The sequence below is a fragment of the Enterococcus pingfangensis genome, from assembly GCF_005405205.1.
Taxonomy (GTDB): domain Bacteria; phylum Bacillota; class Bacilli; order Lactobacillales; family Enterococcaceae; genus Enterococcus_A; species Enterococcus_A pingfangensis.
Genome location: NZ_BJDP01000006.1, coordinates 134,051 through 156,230, shown reverse-complemented (window position 1 = coordinate 156,230; position 22,180 = coordinate 134,051). Strand labels below are relative to the sequence as shown.

The window sequence follows — 22,180 nt, the reverse complement described above, 5'->3', positions numbered from 1 at the left end:
AATGCTATCGCCATGTATTATACCATAGCTCTTGAAAATGTGGCGCCGATTTTCAATCTTTCTCAGCATTTTTAAAAATTCTTTGAATAATTTTTTGCCATGACAATTGTTTCTCAATCGGCTCTTGTTCAAGTGTTTTTATGATCAAATTGGCCCCATCGTTATCACAGCAATGGGGATTTTTCGCAGACAGTGTTTCAGCAAAATAAGCGACCAAAAACTGGCGGCGGCAATCTGTTGTGGTGATGTAATCGAGCATTTTTTGCAACTGTATTTTTTTCGTTGCGCCTCGCTGACTCAACAATTCCATCAAACGGGAACTTTCGCCGGGAAAATATTGTTCCCATTTTTTTATCAAAGGATCATCAAAAACTAGATCATTGATCTTTTGTTTGATCTCAAATAATTTTTTTGACTGATTTGTTTGTTCCTGTAAAAAATGATGGATGTATTCATCCCCTGTTTCATACAGCAAAATCGCTTGGCTCGCTTGACCATCTCTGCCCGCTCGTCCGACTTCTTGCAAATAATTTTCTGGTGAATCCGGCAAATCGTAATGGATCACAAATCGGATATTTTCTTTATTGATCCCCATACCAAAAGCATTAGTGGCAATCAAGATTCTTAGGTCACCGGCTAAAAACTGCTGTTGCAACATTCGGCGTTCTTGACCACTGAGCCCTCCGTGATAATACGCAATCGCCTGCTGTCCTTTGAAGGCATGATATAATTCTTCAACTTTTTTTCTAGTAGCACAATAAATGATCCCTGATCCGCCCAAAGAGGCGACTAACTCCTGCAGTTTTTTGAACTTTTCTTCTTGATAAACAAAATAACTAATATTTGGTCGATCGACAGAAAAAACGAATTCTTTTGCGAATCGATTTCTGAATAACAATTTTTGAATGTCTGCTCGTACCGCTTGCGTTGCTGTCGCCGTTAAAGCTAAAATCACAGATGCCCCGACTGCTTCGATTCCATCAGTTATTTTCAAATATTCCGGCCGAAAATCGATCCCCCACTGTGAGATACAATGCGCTTCATCGATTACGATCAAAGCAAGTTTTGTTTTTTTTAGTGCTTCTTGAACAGCGTGATTCAAAAACATCTCAGGGCTCATGAAAATAAATTTATACTTATAGGCTTCACTTAAGATCCATTGTTTCTCCCAAGATGACAGCAAGCTGTTTAAGGCCACCGCTCGTTTTTCCCCCATCCGCTGCAATTGCGCGACTTGATCTTCCATTAAAGAGATCAACGGCGAGATGACGATGACTGTTCCATCTAATAAATATCCTGGGAGCTGATAACACAACGATTTCCCGGTCCCAGTCGGCAGCATGCCTAAAACGGGTTCTCCAGTTAAAATCGTTTCGATGATCTCGCGTTGCCCCGGACGAAACTGGTCGTAATTAAATTTTTCTTTCAATACTTTTGTCAAGTCCATGGTTGTTCCCTCAAGTAATAGATTTGTGACAGACGAAAATTTAAATACGACACTTCATAATCTTGATAGCGCGCATCGATGATCTGATTTTCAGTCAAATTTTCAAAAGAAAGGTGTTCAAAGCGTTCAAAGGGAAAGTCCGCAGCCAACAATGCCCATTCAATAAAATGATCATTGATTGTCCCTTGTTTCAATCGACGCAACGTTAAAATTTCACTGGCAGTTTTTCCGGCTAAAAAGAAGGCGCGTGTTTTCAACATGCTTTGATTGCTGTTTTGCTGATCCAACTCAGCCAACAATCTGCTCAGCTCAACTGTTTTTGCCTGTGCTAAAAAAAGATCGATTGCACGTTGTTGATACAACGTGTCCCAAGGTGCTTCTTGCCATTTTTCCGGCAATAATTGAAACGCCGTTTTCCCTTGAAAATCATGACCGGAAATCTGATTAGCAAGAAAATCAGCGATTTCTGGGGATATGCCTTGAAAAATCTCCGTCAATTCTTGCTGGACTCTTGCAACTAAACCAGGTTGTGATTGTGCCAGCCATTTTTTGATTTGTTGTAAATAATACGGCCGGTTTTCGATCGGTAAATAGTTTTTTTCATTAAAAGAAAGATGACTGACCACTTGAACTCCAAAAAGAAGCAGCTGCCATGAATTTTCCCGCATACGCCCATAACGCAAACTATCCAAACCACTCAAATCAAACGAATTTTCTGCTAATAATTTTTTCCCGCGTTGAGTCAGCTCGCCCAGACCATCTTCAGTTGTGATCAACTGATCGGCACGTAGTTGTTGAAGCACTCTTTGAAACGTTTCTTCTTTTAAAGTCGGCATTGTCCCTAAATAAGCCAAGTTTTTATAAAAAAAACCATGCAATAAAACCGAGCTCGTTCTTTTACCGACCAACAAATGATACAAGGTCGATATTCTTAACTTGTAGCCGGTCTGAAATAACGTTAAAATAAATAAAGTCATAGTAAAATCTCCTGTGGAAGGTGAGAAAATGAAATGCGAAATCATTCCTGAGCGCTGTATCGCCTGTGGCTTATGCCAGATAATCGCGCCAGAAATTTTTGATTATACCGATGATGGAATCGTACTTTTTGTAGGTGAGCCAGAGGCGACCCACGAATTTATTCCGAAAGATCAGCAAGCGGCAGTCGTCGAATCTGCCAAACGTTGTCCCTCTCATGCTATCTTATATCAAGATTCATAATACCATAGTTTGACAAAAAAAATCTCAGACGTTTTGTCTGAGATTTTTTGCTGATTAAACTGAATGATGTTGAGAGGTCATCGTCTTTTTTGATAACCAAGGGAGCAATTTGGCATGCAGTACTAGGAAAGCGGCACTGACGATCGTCCCTTTTAGTAGATTGAATGGTACGATCCCAACTAGAATATAGCGGCCTAATCCCATACCCAACATTTGTCCGGCTGTCAGACCAAATGCCTTTAAGTAAAGCGGCGTGATTACAAAATAATTTGCGATACTCATAAAGATTGTCATCGCTAAAATTCCTAAGCCAAGCCCCAACACTCGTCTTGACGCATTTTTTTGTCTAAACAATAGAAAGATCGGCAAAGTGTATAACGTCGATGCAAAGAAGCTGGCAAAATCGCCAATCATATTATCAACCGAAAAACCGGTCATAGTTAAATGCAATAATGAACGAATAAACGCAGTCGCGACACCTGTCAATGGTCCAAAGATAAACATATTGATCAATACTGGAATATCGCTAAAGTCCAATTTTAGAAAAGGAAACATTGGAACGATTGGGAAAGCGATAAATTGTAAAATCAATCCCATTGCTGCTGCCACTGCTACTGCTGTCATTTTTTGTAATCGTAAGTTCTTCATCTGAAATCCTCCGTTTCGGAAACATCTTCATCGAACTATCCAAGCGAGATTTTACACAAAAAAACTCTATGCTTCAGAAAAAAGCATAGAGTTACTTGAATACAATCTTACTCAAATAAGCCCTATCTTCTTTATCCAGACTGTACTGTCGGTATCGGAATTGCACCGAATCGGCTGCTTGCGCAGTTCGCGGACTATCACCGCCGGTCGGGATTTTCACCCTGCCCCTGAAGACGAACCTTAAATTATTTTTTTATTGTAAGCACACTATAACAAGTTTACTTCCAAAAAACAAGTAAATAACTCTGATTATTTGGATTGGTTTAACAAAGAGTGGATTTCTTTCGTATTCAAACGGCGATATTCTCCAGGACGCAGCCCTTGCAATGTCAGATCACCGTAACGTTCTCGTTTTAATTTTTGAACTGGCAAGCCGACAGCCGCCAACATATTTTTGACTTGATGATTGCGGCCTTCATGGATCGTCAATTCAACGATACTAGTTTCTGCCTTTCTATCGGTAGAAAGAATTTCAAACCGAGCTGGTGCAGTCTTCTTGCCTTCGATCCGAATACCTTTAGTTAATGGCAATAACGTTCTTTTTTCTGCATACCCTTTTACTTTCGCCACATAAACTTTATCGATCTGATGTTTCGGATGGGCCAATTTTTGAGAAAAATCCCCATCATTAGTCAGTAGCAAAATACCTGATGTATCATAGTCCAACCGACCGACTGGATAAATCCGTTCTGGGACTCGGGCAAAATAATCCGTTACAACTTTTCGTTTTTTATCATCAGCAACTGCGGAGATGACTCCGCGCGGTTTATAAAACAAATAATAGACCGGCTCTTCTTGATAGATTGGTACGCCATCAACTTCCACAAGATCTTTCTTGCCGACTTTTGTTCCTAACTCTTTGACAACTTCGCCATTTACTTGCACTCGTCCGCCAGTAATATACTCTTCCGCTTTGCGGCGTGACGCGATTCCAGCATGAGCGATAACTTTTTGTAATCTCTCCATTTATTGTTCATCCTCTTCTTTAAAGCGATCATAATACAGATCCAAAGGTTCCTCGTCATCTGCTAGATCTTCTTCCATTTTTTGAACGTCTGGTAATTCTTTGATGTCTTTCAACCCAAAATAATCCATGAAATAAGCACTTGTTCCATATAATATCGCCCGACCCGGACCATCTACTCGCCCTTTTTCTTCTATCAATTGCCGCGCAACTAGCGTCTGAACCGCACCGCTTGACTGTACGCCGCGCAACTCGTCAATTTCAGAACGAGTCACCGGTTGTTTGTATGCAATGATCGAAAGCGTCTCAAGCGCCGCTTGACTTAACCGGTTGGCCATCGGTGAATGGGCAAATTCCTTTAGCAAGGGCGCAAATTCTTTTTTAGTGCTCAAAATAAAATGATTGCCAACCTCTAAAATAGTTAATGCCGAAGTGGCATTGTCTTCATATATTTTTTTTAAATCGATTATCTCTTGATAAATTTCTGGTATCGGACGTTCTAAAGTAAAAGCGAGTTCTTCTAGTCCAATTCCTTCTTCACCTACTACAAAAAGCATCGCTTCAATTTGACTGAGTGGATTCATGCAATGGCTCCTTTAAAAATTAAAATTGGCGCATACGTTTTTTCCTGAGTTGCCAGTGCGCGGCCATTTTTCATCAGTTCCAACAACGCCATAAAGGTCGTGATCAGTTCATCTTTCGTGTGCTGCTCAAACAGCGACTCCAAGGTTAAACCTTCACCTTCAGACAATTTAGCTAAGCGGCTATCGATCTCTGTTACTTTTTGGTCAACCGTAATGGCTTCGTTGGCGACCGTCGTTTCGATTGGCTGATCCTCTCTCTTGCGTTTCAAAACGTCATGCAGTGCCAAAAATAAATCAATGGTGTTTAATTGATCTTTCGGTAACGGCAAAATCTCAGTTTCATATGCAGAAAGATCCATTGGCGCTTTCGTATAAAATAAACTTCTTTCCTGTTCTTTTTCTGACAAGACCGAAGCAGCATATTTATATTTCCGATATTCTAACAACTGCTGAACCAATGCATCCCGCGGATCTTCTCCTTCATCCTCTGCATAATCAAATTCCAGCTCTTGTTTTGGCAAAAGCAATTGGCTTTTGATTGACATCAGTGTTGCCGCCATCACTAAATATTCACCAGCAACTTCCAACTCTAATGTCTTCATCGCATGGATGAAATCCAAGTATTGCCCGGTTACTTCAGCAATAGGAATATCGTAAATATCGATTTCTAATTGCTGGATCAAATGCAGCAAAAGATCCAGTGGACCTTCAAAAACGTCTAATTTTAAACTGATTGCTTCCATCTTATCCTCACTTATGTTCCTGCCATTTTGCTAAAAAAGCAGACGTAGCCGGTGTACCGATAATTTTTTGTTCTGGATACAGCGCTTGGAGTTCTTTCATCATAGTCATGCTGATGCCTTCTCCGCGATAAGATGGATTTAAGCTGATATCATGCACCATGATTTCATTATCTTCCAACTGACTGATACCAATCACCCCTTGGACGTTATCAGAGCCTTCATCGTAATAACAATACAGTTGATAACGATCATCTGCTTCATATGTATCGATTTCCTTTAATAAATGCTGTTGATCTTTCAGATTCTCATGAAAACTCAACAGACCCATCGCAATCTTTCGTTGATTTTTTCGGTATTGTGTAAGCATTCTTTCTCCTCCTATTAAGCGCGCGGGAAAAATTCTTTATAAACTTCGGTCATTCGTCGTTTCGTAATATGAGTGTAAATTTGAGTCGTCGATATATCTGCATGGCCTAAAAGTTCCTGTACCGTTCGCAAATCCGCACCATTTTCCAGCAAGTGTGTCGCAAAACTATGGCGTAATGTATGAGGGGTCACATCTTTAGTGATTTCTGCTTTAATAACATGTTGTTTCAAATTTTTCCAGATCCCCTGACGGCTCATTCCGCGTCCATGGTTATTAACAAACAAAAAAGGTTCATTTGGCGTCTTTTTAGTTAACAACGGACGAACTTCTGCTAAATAACGTTCCAGCCAATGGATCGCATAATCACCCAGCGGAACGATTCGTTCTTTGTCGCCTTTACCAATAGTTTGTAATAGGCCCATCTCTAAATGGATGTCTCCAAGTTTCAGTCCAATCAATTCACTGACACGCAACCCGGTAGCATACATCACTTCCAAAATCGCACGATCTCGAATTCCCAGATCAGTGGTAGTATCTGGAGCTGCGATCAGCCGTTCCACTTCTGCTAACGAAAGCGTTTGAGGTAATCGCTGAGCTTTTTTCGGACTGTCGATATGCTGCATCGGGTCATGATCTGTATAACGTTCTTGGCGTAAAAATTGATGAAAACGGCGTAAACTGGAAATCATTCGCGTGATTGTCGTGGATGCCTTGCCTGCCTCAGTTAAATTCCCTAAAAAAGCCACAACTGTATAGCGATCGACAGCTTGCCAGCTAGTCACGCCTTGCTCAATTAAAAATGACAAGTATTGTTGCAAGTCGCGTTGATAACTGATACGAGTATTTTCTGAAAGCCCGCGTTCGATCGATAGATAATGCAAATATTCCGTTATTTGTTCATCCATATTTTCACCACTTTCACTTTATCATAACAAAAAGCCCCTTGATATGATAGCACGTATCTTTCCAAGGGACTATATAAATTAATTATAACTTAATCCAATTTTTTCTAGAAGCTTTATGCTTTCTTTTCTTGACAGTTTTGACAAATTCCGTGAAAAGTTAATCGATGATCCTTCACTGCGAAATGATACCGCGATTCTACCACTCGCTCCACATCGCCTAAAAGATCTTCTTCAATCTCTTCAATGTTGCCGCATTCCAGACAAAGCAGATGATGATGGAAATGTTCTGCCCCTTCTTTTCGCAAATCATAACGGGCCAATCCGTCATCAAAACTGATTTTATTGACAATATGCAGTTCAGTCAAAATCTCCAATGTCCGATAAACGGTTGCCAAACCAATCTCAGGACTTTTTTTCTTAACTAAAAAGTAAATTTCTTCTGCCGATAAATGATCTTTTTCATTTTCCAATAAAACAAGGACAGTTGCTTCACGCTGAGGCGTCAACTTGAAACCAGAATCATGAAGTTGTTTTTTAGTTTTCTGTAAGGCTAGGATTGCGTTCAAGAGAACTCTCCTCCATCTTTATAATAATTATAAATAAGCAGCTAGATCGATGTCACTTTTCTTAGAATTATTATAGTTCATCGCCTTTATTTATGCAAGGACATTCTCAATTAGCTTTTTAATCGAATTTGATTTTCACTTTGTTCAATCAATTTTTCTTTTAGTAAATGACCAATCGCGCGTTTAAATTGGCCTTTACTGATTCCAAAAGCTTCTTTGATTTCTTCTGGCGCAGATTTATCCCAATACGGCAATACATGGTCGGCATTTCTTTGTAGCATCGTCAAAATCATCGCTGCGTCATCATTGATCATTTCATAACTGCGCGGTTTTAATGACAGATTTAAAACGCCGTCTGGTCGTACGCCGATGACCCGCGATTCAACCACTTCACCCAAGCGCGGTTCTTGATAACGTTCAGATGGATGGACAAATCCGATATAAAAATCTTCCGTAATCAGATATGAACCCACTACTTTCAAGCGATAGATCGTTCCTTTTTTATTTTCATTTTGCATCTCCGCATTTCCCGCACGGCTTAACGAATGGAAAATCGCTTCATCAGCTAAGACACCCCACATCCGGTCTTTTTCGTCTATTCGCAGACTGATCATTAAGCGATCGCCTTTTTTCGGCCACAATTCTTTCATGCTTGGCATTTCGTCTAAAGAGACGACCATATCTTTATCAGGCAGACCAATATTTACAAAAACGCCTAAATCACGTCGCACATCCGTTACTTCACCAAAGGCAAAATGACCGATTCGCACTTGCGGGATCTCCGTTGTAAAAATAGCTTCTTTTTTTTGATTTACATAACCGAATCCTTCAATCGATTCACCGATTTCATGGGGTTCCTGCTCATTTTTTACAAGACGGAAAGTCACCCCGTTTTTTTGCACCAAGTACATTGTTTCATTTTCATCAATGATCAATCCCGTAAACACTTGACCTAATAACTCATTCATAATTTTTCTCCTAATCTCTGTTTCTATTTTTATAAAAAGACTTTGCTTAATTACTGACATTAAATAAAGGCGTTTATTTTGCTTGCTAAAACTGGCAAAGCTGGGAAGACGATTCTTCCCAGCCGCTGTGTCTTGATTTAATTTGGACCGTTGCCTTTGAACCAACCCGTTTTGCAGTTAATCGTTACTAAATACATCGGTAAGTCAGAATCTGAGTAGCCTTTCGTCAATGATGCACGATTTGAAGTAGCGTACAAATTATAATAGCCTTCGCCATTTTCAACTTTCACCGGTTCCAAACTATAGCCGCCTTCTACGATATATCCGCGTGAGATACACGTCTGAATCACTTTTTCTTGGACTCCGGGTGCCCAGGCATAGGCATCACTGCTCGTATCGCCTGCTTGGCTAACAGAATTTTCAGTCTGTGCTGCTTGAGCGGCTTTTTCTTGTGCTGCTTTTTCTGCTGCTGCCTTTTCATCAGCGGCTTTCTTTTCTTTGTCTTTTAACAGTTGATCAACTTTAACCAACTCATCTTTTTGAGTTTTGATCAGCGCTTGGTTTGCGACTGCTTTAACTGCATTGTTGGCTGTCGTATATTGCGCTCGAGTAACTGCCTCATTGACCTTGCCGTCTTTCAACAAACCAGCCACTGCTTTTTTAGCCGCTTCTATTTTAGTATATTGATCTTTTGCGTTGTCGATCGCCTGATTCAACAACTGATCAAATTTATTACCGCCTGTCTCAATCGTCAGTTCGATTGGTTCTGCTGCCTTTAATAAAGGTTTCTCTGCAATTTTATCCCCATTAATCACAGTATCAGTGAATAATTGGTCGACCGAATGTTCAGCCGCTTGCTTGTCTACCAGTTCATCATACGCTTTTTTTAACTCATCATAACGTTCATTCTCTGTATAATGAGCTAATTCTTCGTCAATTTTACTCGTATTAAGCGCTACTTTATCCGCAACAAGAAATGTCTGCTGATCATCGGTGTAGTAACTAGCGATACTTTCTTCAATTGAATCGAGTACTTTATTTTCTTTTTTGACCGTTTCAATCCGCTGAGCTTCCACTTCTTTTGCATGAAAATAATAGCCGCCGCCTGCACCTAAAACGGCAATAGCAGCTAATGTGACATACAGTTTTTTACGACTTTTTTTCGGTGAGCTTTTTGGAGTCTGAGGTTCTTCTGGGATCTTTCCGCTGGAAACTTCAGAGGTTTCTTCAGCTACCGGCTCGATCGCTTCATCTGTTTCCGTTTCTGCTGGAGTAATTCTTTCAGCTGCTTCAAGCGAAACTGCGGGTTCAGCCTCATCCAAATGGTCTTTTTCGCTCGCTGCTTCATCGCTTACAGAAATTGTTTCTGGTACTGTTTCTTCCAGCTCCGAATTTTGATCATCAGAAACTTGTTCTTCATTTATAGCTTCTTCAACCGCCTCAGCTTCAGCAACTTCTTCCTTCACGGTTTCATCAAGTTCTGAAACTTCCGGAATTTCTGAAATTTCTGAGGTTTCCGGATAGTCTTGCCCTTCTTTATGCTCACGAATATATTTTGCTAAGATCGGATTCAATTCAGGGGTTTCTTCTGTTTTCTTTGAATTTTCTTCTTTCATTTTATCCTCGTTATCTTTAAACATTTGTTGGACAGATCCAATTGGCAGATCAGCCAATTTTGACCATTCTATCGTATCATTTTTATCAGCAACATCATCATTATTTACTTGGTCGTCTACCTGCAATGAAAAGCCGCACCTTGGACAAGTTGCACGTCCATCGACTGGTTCATATTCACAGTTAGGGCATTTTTGCAATGAAATCGGCTCCTTTTTTTCAATCATATGCTTTAATCTATCATATGTCCTAAGATGTTCCAAGCAAATTTCAAGTGAATTAATCAAAAATAATAAATTCAATTCCACTCTTAAATTAGATAGATTTAGCAGTGCACAAAAATTTTAGCATCAGCTTGTCAGAAATCAAAAGACTTTACTAAAATGTTACGGGTAGGCTTTCATTTCCCGAAGAGACACCATAAAAAAACTCTCCGAGAAAAATTCTCGAAGAGTTGATTTTATTCTAGAAAGTCTTTTAATTGTTTTGAACGTGATGGATGGCGTAATTTTCTTAAAGCCTTCGCTTCAATTTGACGGATCCGCTCACGAGTAACCCCAAATACACGTCCAACTTCTTCCAATGTTCTCGTTCTACCGTCATCTAAACCAAAACGCAAACGCAAAACATTTTCTTCACGGTCAGTCAATGTATCTAATACATCTTCCAACTGTTCTTTTAACATTTCCGAAGCCGCATGTTCAGCCGGACTCGTTGCTTCTTGGTCTTCAATGAAATCGCCTAAATGAGAATCATCTTCTTCGCCGATTGGCGTTTCTAATGAAACAGGTTCTTGCGCAATCTTCAAAATCTCACGAACTTTTTCTGTCGGCAAGTCCATTTCGGCACCAATTTCTTCTGGTGTTGGTTCGCGTCCTAAGTCTTGTAGTAATTGACGTTGTACACGAATTAATTTATTGATCGTTTCTACCATATGAACTGGGATTCGGATCGTCCGAGCTTGGTCGGCAATGGCACGGGTGATTGCTTGACGGATCCACCAAGTCGCATAAGTTGAGAATTTGAACCCTTTGCGATAATCAAATTTTTCAACAGCTTTCATCAATCCCATATTTCCTTCTTGGATCAAATCAAGAAATTGCATACCGCGGCCTACATAACGTTTGGCAATACTTACGACTAAACGCAGGTTCGCTTCTGCTAAACGTTGTTTTGCTTCTTGATCGCCTTGTTCAATCAACAAAGCCAGTTCAACTTCTTCTTGCGCCGTCAACAATGACACGCGTCCGATTTCTTTTAAATACATACGAACTGGGTCATTGATTTTGACACCAGTTGGGGCCGATAAATCTTCTTTTTGTGCGGCTTTCGCAGTCGCTTCATTTTGTTTCAAACTAGCTTTCGACGGATCACCATTTTCATCAACGACACTGATCCCAGCATCCTCAACTTTTTGGATCAATTTATCCATCGCTTCTGCACCTAATTCATAAGGTGTCGCCAAACGGTTGGTCAGTTCATCATAAACCGCCTGTCCTAATGGTTTCTTTTCCTTAATGAAGACCGCTACAGCTTTTTCGTACTCTTTTTTGTTTTTTACATCTGCCATAAAATAAATGCCCCTTTCACTTCTAGGCTTGTTTCAAGCGTTTCGTCAATTCGATAATCTGAACGGTCAATTCTAATTCCCGCTGCTGGTTTCCATTTTTTCTGGCCTCAAGCTGCTCTTTTTGTCGTTGTTTTATTTCTTCAGCAATGCCAGATTGGGAAATCACCCGCATCAGATCATAGATTTCTCGTTCATTACTATCTTCTGACATGGATATCATAGAGATGTCGATGGCAAGTTGCTTCATCTCATTCTCTTTTAAATAGTTCAGGAAGTCTGCTAAAACAAAATTTCCATGAACCATCATATAACTATCTAAGTAAAGAAGCAATTCTTGATATTGATCGTGAATAAATTGAAAGTCTGTTTGAACTAATTGTTCACGGATTGAGGCTTCATTCATACTGCGATACAGTAACATTTGTTCAGCTTTTTCTTCCTTAGTTAATGCTTTTTTGACAGACTGAAGCGGTGCCGGAGAAACCGGTCTTTGCTGCTGACGTCGTTCGCTGCGAAGTGTTTGACGAATCATTTGCAGCTGCTGTTTCAAGCTCTCTCTCGTCAACTGAAATTCATTTGCCAACTGACCTAGATATAAATCTTGTTCAACCGGCGACTGGACTTTTGCCAAGTCCTGCATCACGACTTCCAAATAATTCAAGCGGTCAGCCTCGTTCTCCAAGTTCAATCCTTTTTTGCGATAGTACATTTTAAATGCAAATGGCGTTTGCCGACCGTGTTGCAATAGATTTTGCAGCTCAGCCACACCATATTTACGCAAATATTCATCTGGATCAAGTTTTTCCGGTACGGTGACTGTCGCCAAACTTAATCGGCTATGGGCTGATAAAACACTCAGCGCACGATCTGTCGCTGCCTGACCTGGATCATCGCCATCGTAAGCAATCACGATTTGCCCAGTGACTCGTTCGATTGCTGCAATTTGCTGCTCAGTCAAACTCGTTCCCATTGAGGCTAAGCCGATTTTGATATCAGCTTGCCAAGCGGCTAATACATCCATGAACCCTTCAAATAAAATTGCTTCGCCTTGTTTACGAATCTCATTTCGTGCTTTGTCGAAATTGAACAAAACTTGTCGTTTATTGAACAGTTCCGTTTCAGGCGAATTCAAATATTTCGGCTGATCCTCTCCAGGAAAATTACTCGTCTTCAACAAGCGTCCTGAAAAGCCAATCGGTTTCCCGCGAAAATCGTTCAAAGGAAACATGACCCGCTGATAAAAACGATCACTGAAACTGCCATCTTCGCGGCGAATAAACAAGCCGCTGCGCTCCATCAAATCAGCCGTTACTTTGTCTTGCTGAGCCACTTGGACTAAAAAGTCCCGCTGGTTAGGCGCAAACCCAAGTTTGAATTCACTGATCAATTCATCACTCAACCCGCGTTCATGCAAGTAAGCTAGTGCAGCCTCGCCCACTTTCGTATTCATCAATAAATGATGATACAAGTCGCGTGTCCGCTCATGCAAAGCGATCAATTGCTGCTGACCTGTTGATGTTTGATTGACAGGCTCACTGGAAATCTCAATCGCTAAAGGAATTTGTTCCATATCGGCAACTTTTTTTACTGCTTCGGGAAAAGTGATTCCCTCTAGTTCTTGTAAAAAAGTATAAACATTGCCACCTTTGCCGCAACCAAAACAATGAAAAATCTGCTTATCTTCAGCAACCGAAAACGACGGTGTCTTCTCTTCGTGAAACGGACAAAGTCCCAAATAATTTTTACCGGATTTTTTCAACTGAACATATTGTCCAATCACTTCAACGATATTGGTTTTTTCACGAACCTCATCAATCACTTGTTGGGGAATCCTTTGTACCAAAAACATCACCCCAATTTCCAAAAATATGATAACAGCTGTAAAAAACCGCCCCAATTCATTTGAACAGCGCGATTTTTTTAGACAAACTTATACAGTTATCATTTTAGCATATTTCTTTATTATTACAAGCTTTCCGCTCATTATTTTAACTATTCGAAACCTTTGATACAGCATGATGAAGCGTCGATTCATTTGCACGATTTCCGCATAAAACATGTTGCCGCCATTTTGATATAAATACCCGCCGTTATACAAAACAGATTGGAGCTGCATATAGCGATACGTGGTTTGCTGATCATTGCCATACCCTGGCGAAAGGACATCCCGCGAATATTTTTCTGCAAGTTCGATACTATTTTTTCCGCCGTTATCCTGCACATATTGGATGTATTTCGTCCCAAAGTTATACGCTTGGATTGCCGTGTTGAGATCACAGCCAGCTGCTTTAGCTTGTTGATAGCTTTCTGCAAAGTGTTTAACGCCGCTTTCGATACTTTCTTGCTGGCTATCGATTTTCCCGCGGCTGCCATAGGCACTTTCCGAACTTTGCATCAAGTCAGTCCCTTTGCCTTTTGATTCCGTGTACATGATCCCTAAAATCGTATCTGTGAAATCACCGACACCTGCTTGGTCTGCCAACTGCTGTACATCACTACGATAGCTGCTGACTGTTTTTGTATTTTTATAGGTTCGAACTGCAAAAAAGCCGCCGACTATAAAAGTCGCAAGGATTGCAAGTACGCCGATTATTTTTAAAAATTTTCCAATTATTTTTAACATGACTCTGCCCAACCATCTTCTTTTTTTCTTTATCCATACTACAAGAATCAGCCGAACTTTTAAAAGCATTAATTGACAGCTTTATATTTAATTAATCATTCCAACTTTTCCACCTTATCGAATAATTAAATTAATGTGCAAGACTCAAAAAAATCGTTATACTTATGTCTGGTAGGTGATGTTGTGAAAAACGAAAAAAAAATCGCTCCGATGAGTGATGGTTCAGAAATTTATTATGAAAAATATGGACAAGGTCCTGCACTTTTCTTGCTCCACGGCAACGGCGGTAGCGGAAGATATTTTTCAAAGCAGTTGAACAGCTTTAGTAAAAACTTCAATGTTTATGTCGTGGACAGCCGCGGTCACGGCCGATCGACAAATACGCAAAAAGAAACAAGTTTTCAATTGATGGCTGAAGATCTCGCTACAATTATGGAACAAGAAAAACTTAGTCATGCTGATTTTTTAGGCTTTAGTGACGGTGCAAATCTGGCGATGGTCTTTGCACGGCTTTATCCTGAGAAAGTCGATCATCTGGTTTTAAATGCCGGCAATACCGTGCCAAACGGCGTTCGAACGATCCCGCATCTGTTAAGTTACGTGCAATACGCCATCGTCTGGGTCGGTGCATTTGTTGATCCAGGCATGCGGAACTTTTTGCCGATCTTGCGTTTGCTTTTTCGTGATATCGGATTATCAGCTGACGATTTAAGCAAGATTGAAGCGCCAACTTTGGTCATTGTGGGAAAACACGATTCGATCAAAACACAGCATTCAATGTACATCGCTCGTACGATCCCAAATGCCAGTTTTGCGATTGTTTCAGGTCAAGGGCATATGTTCGCCCGCAGAAATCCCAAACGCTTCAATCAGGAGGTCTTGCAATTTCTAATTGACGAGGAGTGAGTTGGTGAAAAAACTAATTGCATGGTTCAAAGACCACTTAAACAAATTAAAAATAATTTTCTTGATCTCGGTCATTATTATCGTCCTGTTCGAATTATCGAATATCGCAAAAACACTTTCGTTCGAACAGCTCGCAACTATTTTTAGTGAAATCAGGATTGGAAACATTCTGCTGATGGCGTTGATTGGGTTGGTCTCAGTCGTTCCCATGATCGGTTATGATTTCATATTGAACGCTATTTTAGAGCAAAAGCCTAAAAAGTCATACATTTTTGAAACTAGCTGGTTGATCAATACTTTGAATAACATCGCAGGTTTTGGCGGATTCATCAGCGCGGGATTGCGTTCAGAATTTTACGGCAAACATACTTCCGGTAAAAAAGTCGTACAAGCCTTAGCGAAGATTTTGGTTTTCACTATGTCCGGCTTGTCGATCTATGCCCTGCTTTCTTTTTTTCTTGTGATCGTTGATGATCATAACCACTATTTGCAGCAGTATTGGCCGTGGCTGATCGGTGGCGGCTTGTATTTCCCTCTCGTCTTTTGCTTGAGCCTCTTTGGTAAAAATGAATACCTAGATCTAAAAAGTGTCCACCGCTTTAAACTGATTGGAACTTCCTTTCTTGAATGGACCGGCGTGCTGATTAGCTTCATTTCAACAGGAATGTTGATGGGACTCTCAGTCAACATCTCTGAGATCATCCCGTTATTTATTGCAGCTACAGTAATCGGGATTGCTTCGATGATCCCTGGTGAACTCGGCAGTTTTGATTTGATGATGCTTATCGGATTATCTGCCTTAGGGATTCCCAAAGAGACCGTCGTCGCCTGGCTCTTATTGTTCCGGCTGTTTTATTATTTTGTTCCTTTTATGATCGGCTTGATTTTATTTTTTAAAAACCTTGGTACAACAATCAACTTGCGCTATAACGGTATCCCAATCAAGCTTTTAAAAGAATCGGCCCATAAACTAGAAACACTGCTACTTTATTTTACAGGGATCATGCTTGTTTTATCGGCAACGATCCCTGAAGCATTCAGCCAATCCGCTTTTTTACAAAAGCTGAATCCGATCCATTCGCGTGTGATCGTTGTTTTTCCGGCGATTCTACTCGGGTTTTTATTGATTGTGACCGGTCGCGGAATCGCCGCCCGCGTCAAACGCGCCTATGTCCCAACAGTCATTATTGTCGCGTTGACCTTTTTGTATGCGATCCTTGCAGGTTTTCGAATCTCGACCGGTATTTTCCTTGTTCTATTATTATTATTTGTTATTTTTTCTAAAAACGAATTGTTTAGAGAGCAGTTGGTTTATTCTGCCGAATGGCTCACGATCGACGGAATCATCATGGGCAGTCTCGCCATTTTATATATTCTTATCGGCGTTTACAACAGTCCGAAAATCCATCATCGCCACCAGTTGCCGGAATTTTTCTTATTTCCTAGCGAACAGATTTGGATCGTCGGATTTGTTGCGATCTTGATTGTGGCTTTGATTATTTTATTGTTGGTCCATTTCTTGAAAAATAAACGAATCCAAATCGGTGAATCAGTAGACGAGGTTCGTGTTCAACATATTTTAGAAAAATTTGGCGGCAATGCTGATAGTCAATTGGTCTTTTTAAACGATAAACAAGTTTTTTATTACAACAATGGGGAAGAAGATACCGTTTTTTTTCAATTGGCGACATTTAACAATAAGATTTTAGTGATGGGCGACCCTTCCGGCAAAAAAACTGATTTTGAAGTGGCGACAGAAGCATTTATCAATGAAGTTGACCGCTACAATTATTTACCGGTCTTTTACGAAAATAGCGAAGAAATGGTGATGATCCTGCACGAATTCGGCTATGATTTCATCAAATTCGGCGAACGCGCCTATGTGCATTTACCCGATTTCACTTTGACCGGTAAAAAAATGAAAGGACAGCGCGCCAGTTTTAACAAAGTCCTGAAAGCGGGCTATCAATTCGAGGTCATCAAACCGCCCTTTTCTCCCGAAACAATTACCGCGTTAAAAATAATATCGGATGAATGGTTAGCTGGCCATAAAGAAAAAGGCTTTTCTCTTGGCTTCTTTTCAGAAGACTACTTGCAGCGCGCACCGATTGCGGTGATAAAAAATGAGACTGAGATCGTTGCTTTTGCAAACTTTATGCCTACGTATACTGGTACCATCGGGACTATCGATCTGATGCGGCACAGTCCGACCAAAGCCCCCAGCGGTACGATGGATTTTCTTTTTATCAATTTATTTCACTATATGCGTGATGAGATGAAACTTGCGTATTTCGACTTAGGAATGGCTCCCTTAGCCAACGTCGGAACTTCTCGGAAAAGTTTTACGCAAGAACGCATTGCTTATCTCGTTTATAATTTCGGCTCACATTTTTATTCCTTTGGCGGATTGAAAGAATACAAAGATAAATACGCTGCTGAATGGGTTCCCGAATATGTCTTGTATTCACGGGATAGTTGGATCGGTTATGTCATGATTGCTCTCTTGATCACTGATAACACCCCTGTCCAAGGTCGGAAAAAACATCATGGTTTCCGTCGTTTGATTTTCAAAGAATAGCAGCTTCTTAAATGAAGCTGCTTTTTTTAGCTTGACAAGTTCTAAAAATACGACTAGAATGAACCACAATATAAATCAAATCGTTTGGAGCGATCATTATGACTCAATTAATCTCTAAACAACTGAATAATTATTACTTTAGCTATTTTAGATAAGTTTGTATTCATACTTCATGGATGCAAACCTTTCAGTTTGTATCTATGATGGCTAAAGCATTTTGTGCTGATTTTTCGCCGCATAGATGAAAATCTATTGTGGCTTTTTTTAATTTCTAAGCTCATTGTAGATTTTCACATCTATGATGAGCTTTTTTTAGTGGTTACGCAGTGATTAAAAAATTGGAGGAATTTTTATGAAAACTATATCAAAGAATAAGATAAAACTAGCTGATCTTGCAGCGATTGGCAGTTACGCAACTTCTTTATGGACAACAAGAAAAGTAGTTTTGATCAGTGATAAAAAAGCATTTGATCGTCACGGGACAGAAATTCTTCAATACTTAACGATTTTAGGTTTTGATGTTCAAACTTTGATTTTAAATGAAACTTGCTACACGACAGCTACAGCAAGCCTCATTTATCAATTTTTGACGAATCAAAAAATGACTACCGAAGATGGAATCATCAGCTTAGGCGACGAGGCTCTCTGCCAATTAGGCGGATATGTCTCTGCGACTTATCTCGGCGGTCTTTCGTTGATTCAAATTCCAACAACCTTAATTGCCCAACTTGCCGTCTGTACACAACTACCTGCTTGTTTGATAAATCCTGAAACAACGCAGCTGCAAGCTGTCACACCGCACCCAGCTGGTATTCTGATCGATCCAAAACTAACTAAAAATTTAACGAAAGCAGAGCTGGCTGCAGCACAAACTTTACTGCTTGATTTAGGAATCGCGCAAGACCATATTTGCCGTCGTGAATTACGAAAAAAAGCCCAGATTAACGATCACAAATTGAACTACAAAAAATTATTTAACGCCCTTATGACGGATTCGTTGACTAGTGCAGATAAAGTAACTAATAGACTCTCACGCTCTCAATTACAAGCCATTTCCAATCGATTGCTCGTTTCAAAAATCTCACTTAATCATAAAAAAGGCTAGAAGCTTCTAGCCTTTGAAAGTAAGGTCAATCAAGAACTTTCCTAGTCGCGTTTATTTTAGTTAAATCGCTGATCTCATTCGTTTAGGAGCGTTGGATTTATTTATCGCTTTTTTAGTACTAAAAAAGGTTCAATCAAATGTAATTGATCGAACCTTAAACCTTATTTCTTTGCACCAAAAGCATCTTTCATCTTACCAAAGAAACCTTCTTCTTTTTGTTCACTGACTGTTTGTCCGCCAGCTTCTGCGAAGGCGCGTAACGCCTCACGTTGTTTGTCATTCAGATTCTTCGGTGTAATAATTTTCACGGTCACTTGTTGATCACCGGTCGTGTTGCCGCGAAGACGCGGCGCACCTTTGCCCCGAAGTCTAAACTTAGCCCCGGTTTGTGTCCCAGCAGGCACTTTCAAGCGGACATCACCATGAACAGTCGGTACATTGATCTCATCACCTAAAGCCGCCTGCACAAAACTTAGCGGTAAAGTGTAATAGATTTCTGCGCCGTCACGATCAAAAATGTCACTTTCTTTTACTTTAAAGACAACATACAGATCTCCATATGGTCCACCGTTGATTCCGGCTTCCCCTTGGTCAGCTAAACGCATTTGTTGGCCATCTTCCACACCAGCAGGTACGTTTACTTTGACTGTATGCGGACGTTTTTCATGTCCGGTACCATGACAAGTTGGACAAGGATCTTTGATTTCTTTCCCTGTACCATGACACACATCACACGTTTGACGACTCATAACACGGCCAAGCGGTGTTTGATGTTCCACGTTGATCGAACCAGAACCATGACACTTATGACAAACTTCCGGTTGCGTTCCAGGTTTCGCACCATTACCGTTACACGTTTGACACGTTTCTTCACGATTGTATTTAATATCTTTTTCCACACCAAAAATAGCTTCTTCAAATTCTAAATTGATAGAATATTGAAGGTCAGAACCTTGTCTTGGAGCTTTAGGATCCGCTTGGCGCGAACCGCCGCCTCCGAAGAAAGATTCAAAGATATCTTCAAATCCAAAACCGCCTGCTCCGCCAAATCCACCAGCGCCTCCGAAGCCGCCCGCTCCGCCAGCACCAAAATTCGGATCAGTTCCAGCATGTCCGTATTGATCATAAGCTGCGCGTTTTTGCGGATCGCTCAAGATCTCATAAGCCTCAGAAATTTCTTTAAATTTATCTTCAGCATCGGCTTCTTTATTAATATCCGGATGGTATTGTTTGGAAAGCTTGCGGTATGCTTTTTTTATTTCATCATCCGAAGCCCCTTTTTGTACCCCAAGGACTTCGTAATAATCCCGTTTTGTAGCCATTGGCTTCCCTCCATAATTTCATAGAATCGTTAGTATTGTATCACACTCAAAATCGATACGATACTCTTCTTAACATTTTTCTAAAGGAGCGTCTCATCTTGAAAGAAAAAAGACCAAAGCGATGACTTTGGCCTTTATCAACGAATTAATTATTTGTCATCATCGTTAACTTCTTCAAAATCAGCATCTACTACGTCATCCGCACCGCCTTGCGCCGCATTCGGATCAGCCTCTGCTTGTTGTTGCGCTGCTTGTTCATAAAGTTTAACGGTTAAGTTTTGGACGATTTCATTCAACGCATCGCGTTTTTCTTTCATTTGTTCGATGTCGTTCGCTTCAACTGCCGCTTTTAATTCATCGCGTGCATCTTCCGCTTTTTTCACTTCGTCTGCGTCAACTTTGCCTTCTAATTCTTTCAATGTTTTATCCACTGAGAATAATAAAGCATCCACGTCATTACGTAGGTCAACTTCTTCTTTACGAGCTTTATCCGCATCCGCATTCGCTTCAGCATCTTTCACCATACGATCGATTTCGTCGTCTGATAAACCTGATGAAGATTTGATTGTGATTTTTTGTTCTTTTTGAGTTCCTAAGTCTTTAGCTGAAACGTTGACGATCCCGTTTTTGTCGATATCAAATGATACTTCGATTTGCGGAATTCCTCGTGGTGCAGCTGGAATATCTGTCAATTGGAAACGACCTAATGTTTTGTTGTCTGCAGCCATTGGACGTTCACCTTGCAAGACATGGATGTCTACAGCTGGTTGGTTATCTGCAGCCGTTGAGAATACTTGTGATTTACTTGTAGGGATCGTTGTATTACGGTCGATCAATTTTGTAAATACACCGCCCATTGTTTCGATACCTAATGACAATGGTGTTACATCAAGTAAGACAACATCTTTCACATCACCTGTGATAACACCACCTTGAATAGCAGCACCCATCGCTACTACTTCATCGGGGTTAACAGATTTGTTTGGTTCTTTTCCTGTTTCTTTACGAACTGCTTCAACAACTGCAGGAATCCGTGTAGAACCACCGACTAAAATAACTTCATCGACGTCTGATTGAGATAGACCAGCATCTTTTAACGCTTGACGAACTGGTGTTTTTGTCCGTTCAACTAAGTCAGCAGTGATTTCGTCAAATTTAGCACGTGATAATGTTGTTTCCAAATGCAATGGACCAGCATCGCCAGCAGTGATAAATGGCAAGCTGATTTGAGTTGAGCTGACACCTGATAAATCTTTTTTCGCTTTTTCAGCAGCATCTTTCAAACGTTGTGTCGCCATTTTATCTTTTGATAAATCAATTCCATTGGCTTGTTTGAAATCAGCAACTAAGTAATCGATAATCTTGTTGTCAAAGTCATCCCCACCTAGATTATTATCCCCTGCAGTAGATAATACATCGAAGACGCCATCGCCTAATTCAAGGATCGAAACGTCGAAAGTACCGCCACCAAGGTCAAATACTAAGATTTTTTCATCGCGGTCTGTTTTGTCTAAACCATAAGCTAGCGCAGCAGCAGTTGGTTCATTGACAATCCGTTCAACTTCTAGACCAGCAATTTTACCAGCATCTTTCGTTGCTTGACGTTGTGAGTCATTGAAGTAAGCCGGAACTGTAATAACTGCTTTTTCAACTTTTTCGCCTAAGTAGTCTTCAGCAAAGCCTTTGATGTATTGCAACACCATTGCTGAGATTTCTTGCGGTGTATAAGTTTTTCCGTCTGCTTCAACTTTGTATCCTGCTTCGCCCATATGGCGTTTGATTGATGAAATCGTGTTAGGATTTGTTACAGCTTGACGTTTAGCAACTTCACCAACTTGGATCTCGCCATTTTTAAATGAAACAACAGAAGGTGTTGTACGATTTCCTTCTGGATTAGTGATGATTTTAGCTTCTCCGCCTTCTAAGACAGCGACTGCTGAGTTTGTTGTACCTAAGTCAATACCAATAATTTTACTCATAGTTGAAAATCTC

General features: G+C 40.4%; 20 protein-coding genes and 1 riboswitch. Of the genes, 4 read left to right on the top strand and 16 right to left on the bottom strand.

The annotated features are described in order from the left end of the window. Window positions 1–52 precede the first annotated feature (52 nt). Window positions 53–1,447, bottom strand: a complete 1,395-nt coding sequence (locus tag FFM63_RS04860; RefSeq protein WP_137609195.1) for a RecQ family ATP-dependent DNA helicase — start codon at window positions 1,445–1,447, stop codon at window positions 53–55. Continuing rightward, window positions 1,438–2,424, bottom strand: a complete 987-nt coding sequence (locus FFM63_RS04855; RefSeq protein WP_137609194.1) for a YpbB family protein — start codon at window positions 2,422–2,424, stop codon at window positions 1,438–1,440. The genes FFM63_RS04860 and FFM63_RS04855 overlap by 10 nt, the downstream gene beginning before the upstream one ends. A gap of 28 nt (window positions 2,425–2,452) precedes the next feature. Between FFM63_RS04855 and FFM63_RS04850 the strand changes: the two genes are divergently transcribed. Then, window positions 2,453–2,665, top strand: coding sequence for a ferredoxin (locus FFM63_RS04850; RefSeq protein WP_137609193.1), 213 nt, complete (start codon window positions 2,453–2,455; stop codon window positions 2,663–2,665). A 54-nt stretch (window positions 2,666–2,719) separates the two neighbouring features. Here the strand turns inward: FFM63_RS04850 and FFM63_RS04845 are convergent, their stop codons facing one another. From FFM63_RS04845 to FFM63_RS04790, 12 genes are all read right to left on the bottom strand, one after another. Further along, on the bottom strand, window positions 2,720–3,313 hold the full coding sequence (locus FFM63_RS04845) for an ECF transporter S component (RefSeq protein WP_137609192.1): 594 nt from the start codon (window positions 3,311–3,313) through the stop codon (window positions 2,720–2,722). A 120-nt stretch (window positions 3,314–3,433) separates the two neighbouring features. Further along, window positions 3,434–3,552, bottom strand: a riboswitch (FMN riboswitch). A gap of 70 nt (window positions 3,553–3,622) precedes the next feature. Next, a complete protein-coding gene (locus FFM63_RS04840; RefSeq protein WP_137609191.1) occupies window positions 3,623–4,339 on the bottom strand; it encodes a pseudouridine synthase in 717 nt (238 codons plus the stop codon). Then, on the bottom strand, window positions 4,340–4,921 hold the full coding sequence (scpB, locus tag FFM63_RS04835; protein WP_137609190.1) for an SMC-Scp complex subunit ScpB: 582 nt from the start codon (window positions 4,919–4,921) through the stop codon (window positions 4,340–4,342). It lies immediately after the preceding gene. Beyond that, on the bottom strand, window positions 4,918–5,664 hold the full coding sequence (locus FFM63_RS04830) for a segregation/condensation protein A (protein ID WP_137609189.1): 747 nt from the start codon (window positions 5,662–5,664) through the stop codon (window positions 4,918–4,920). The genes scpB and FFM63_RS04830 overlap by 4 nt, the downstream gene beginning before the upstream one ends. A gap of 7 nt (window positions 5,665–5,671) precedes the next feature. Then, on the bottom strand, window positions 5,672–6,031 hold the full coding sequence (locus FFM63_RS04825; RefSeq protein WP_137609188.1) for a GNAT family N-acetyltransferase: 360 nt from the start codon (window positions 6,029–6,031) through the stop codon (window positions 5,672–5,674). Window positions 6,032–6,045: 14 nt separating this feature from the next. Beyond that, a complete protein-coding gene (gene xerD / locus FFM63_RS04820; RefSeq protein WP_137609187.1) occupies window positions 6,046–6,936 on the bottom strand; it encodes a site-specific tyrosine recombinase XerD in 891 nt (296 codons plus the stop codon). A gap of 113 nt (window positions 6,937–7,049) precedes the next feature. Then, on the bottom strand, window positions 7,050–7,502 hold the full coding sequence (gene fur / locus FFM63_RS04815; protein WP_137609186.1) for a ferric iron uptake transcriptional regulator: 453 nt from the start codon (window positions 7,500–7,502) through the stop codon (window positions 7,050–7,052). 110 nt (window positions 7,503–7,612) lie between these two features. Then, entirely contained in the window at window positions 7,613–8,470 is an 858-nt protein-coding gene (locus FFM63_RS04810; protein WP_137609185.1) for a CvfB family protein, read from the bottom strand. Window positions 8,471–8,607: 137 nt separating this feature from the next. Further along, window positions 8,608–10,311: a cell division site-positioning protein MapZ family protein gene (locus FFM63_RS04805; protein ID WP_246033284.1), complete on the bottom strand. Its 1,704-nt coding sequence runs from the start codon at window positions 10,309–10,311 to the stop codon at window positions 8,608–8,610. A 233-nt stretch (window positions 10,312–10,544) separates the two neighbouring features. Further along, window positions 10,545–11,654, bottom strand: a complete 1,110-nt coding sequence (gene rpoD / locus FFM63_RS04800; protein WP_137609183.1) for an RNA polymerase sigma factor RpoD — start codon at window positions 11,652–11,654, stop codon at window positions 10,545–10,547. A gap of 22 nt (window positions 11,655–11,676) precedes the next feature. After that, a complete protein-coding gene (dnaG, locus tag FFM63_RS04795) occupies window positions 11,677–13,497 on the bottom strand; it encodes a DNA primase (RefSeq protein WP_137609182.1) in 1,821 nt (606 codons plus the stop codon). A gap of 87 nt (window positions 13,498–13,584) precedes the next feature. Beyond that, window positions 13,585–14,277, bottom strand: a complete 693-nt coding sequence (locus tag FFM63_RS04790; RefSeq protein ID WP_137609181.1) for a lysozyme family protein — start codon at window positions 14,275–14,277, stop codon at window positions 13,585–13,587. A 183-nt stretch (window positions 14,278–14,460) separates the two neighbouring features. Here FFM63_RS04790 and FFM63_RS04785 point away from each other — a divergent pair, with 183 nt between their 5' ends. The 3 genes from FFM63_RS04785 (at window position 14,461) to FFM63_RS04775 (ending at window position 18,866) form a co-directional block, all read left to right on the top strand. Next, window positions 14,461–15,183 carry an alpha/beta fold hydrolase gene (locus FFM63_RS04785; RefSeq protein WP_137609180.1) on the top strand — a complete coding sequence of 241 codons (723 nt, stop codon included), beginning with the start codon at window positions 14,461–14,463 and terminating at the stop codon, window positions 15,181–15,183. A gap of 4 nt (window positions 15,184–15,187) precedes the next feature. Further along, window positions 15,188–17,761: a bifunctional lysylphosphatidylglycerol flippase/synthetase MprF gene (gene mprF, locus FFM63_RS04780; protein WP_137609179.1), complete on the top strand. Its 2,574-nt coding sequence runs from the start codon at window positions 15,188–15,190 to the stop codon at window positions 17,759–17,761. A gap of 352 nt (window positions 17,762–18,113) precedes the next feature. Continuing rightward, entirely contained in the window at window positions 18,114–18,866 is a 753-nt protein-coding gene (locus FFM63_RS04775; protein ID WP_137609178.1) for a dehydroquinate synthase/iron-containing alcohol dehydrogenase family protein, read from the top strand. A 161-nt stretch (window positions 18,867–19,027) separates the two neighbouring features. On the opposite strand, the gene dnaJ is transcribed toward FFM63_RS04775, so the two are convergent. Further along, entirely contained in the window at window positions 19,028–20,188 is a 1,161-nt protein-coding gene (gene dnaJ / locus FFM63_RS04770; protein WP_137609177.1) for a molecular chaperone DnaJ, read from the bottom strand. A 149-nt stretch (window positions 20,189–20,337) separates the two neighbouring features. Then, window positions 20,338–22,167 carry a molecular chaperone DnaK gene (gene dnaK, locus FFM63_RS04765; protein WP_137609176.1) on the bottom strand — a complete coding sequence of 610 codons (1,830 nt, stop codon included), beginning with the start codon at window positions 22,165–22,167 and terminating at the stop codon, window positions 20,338–20,340. Window positions 22,168–22,180 lie beyond the last annotated feature (13 nt).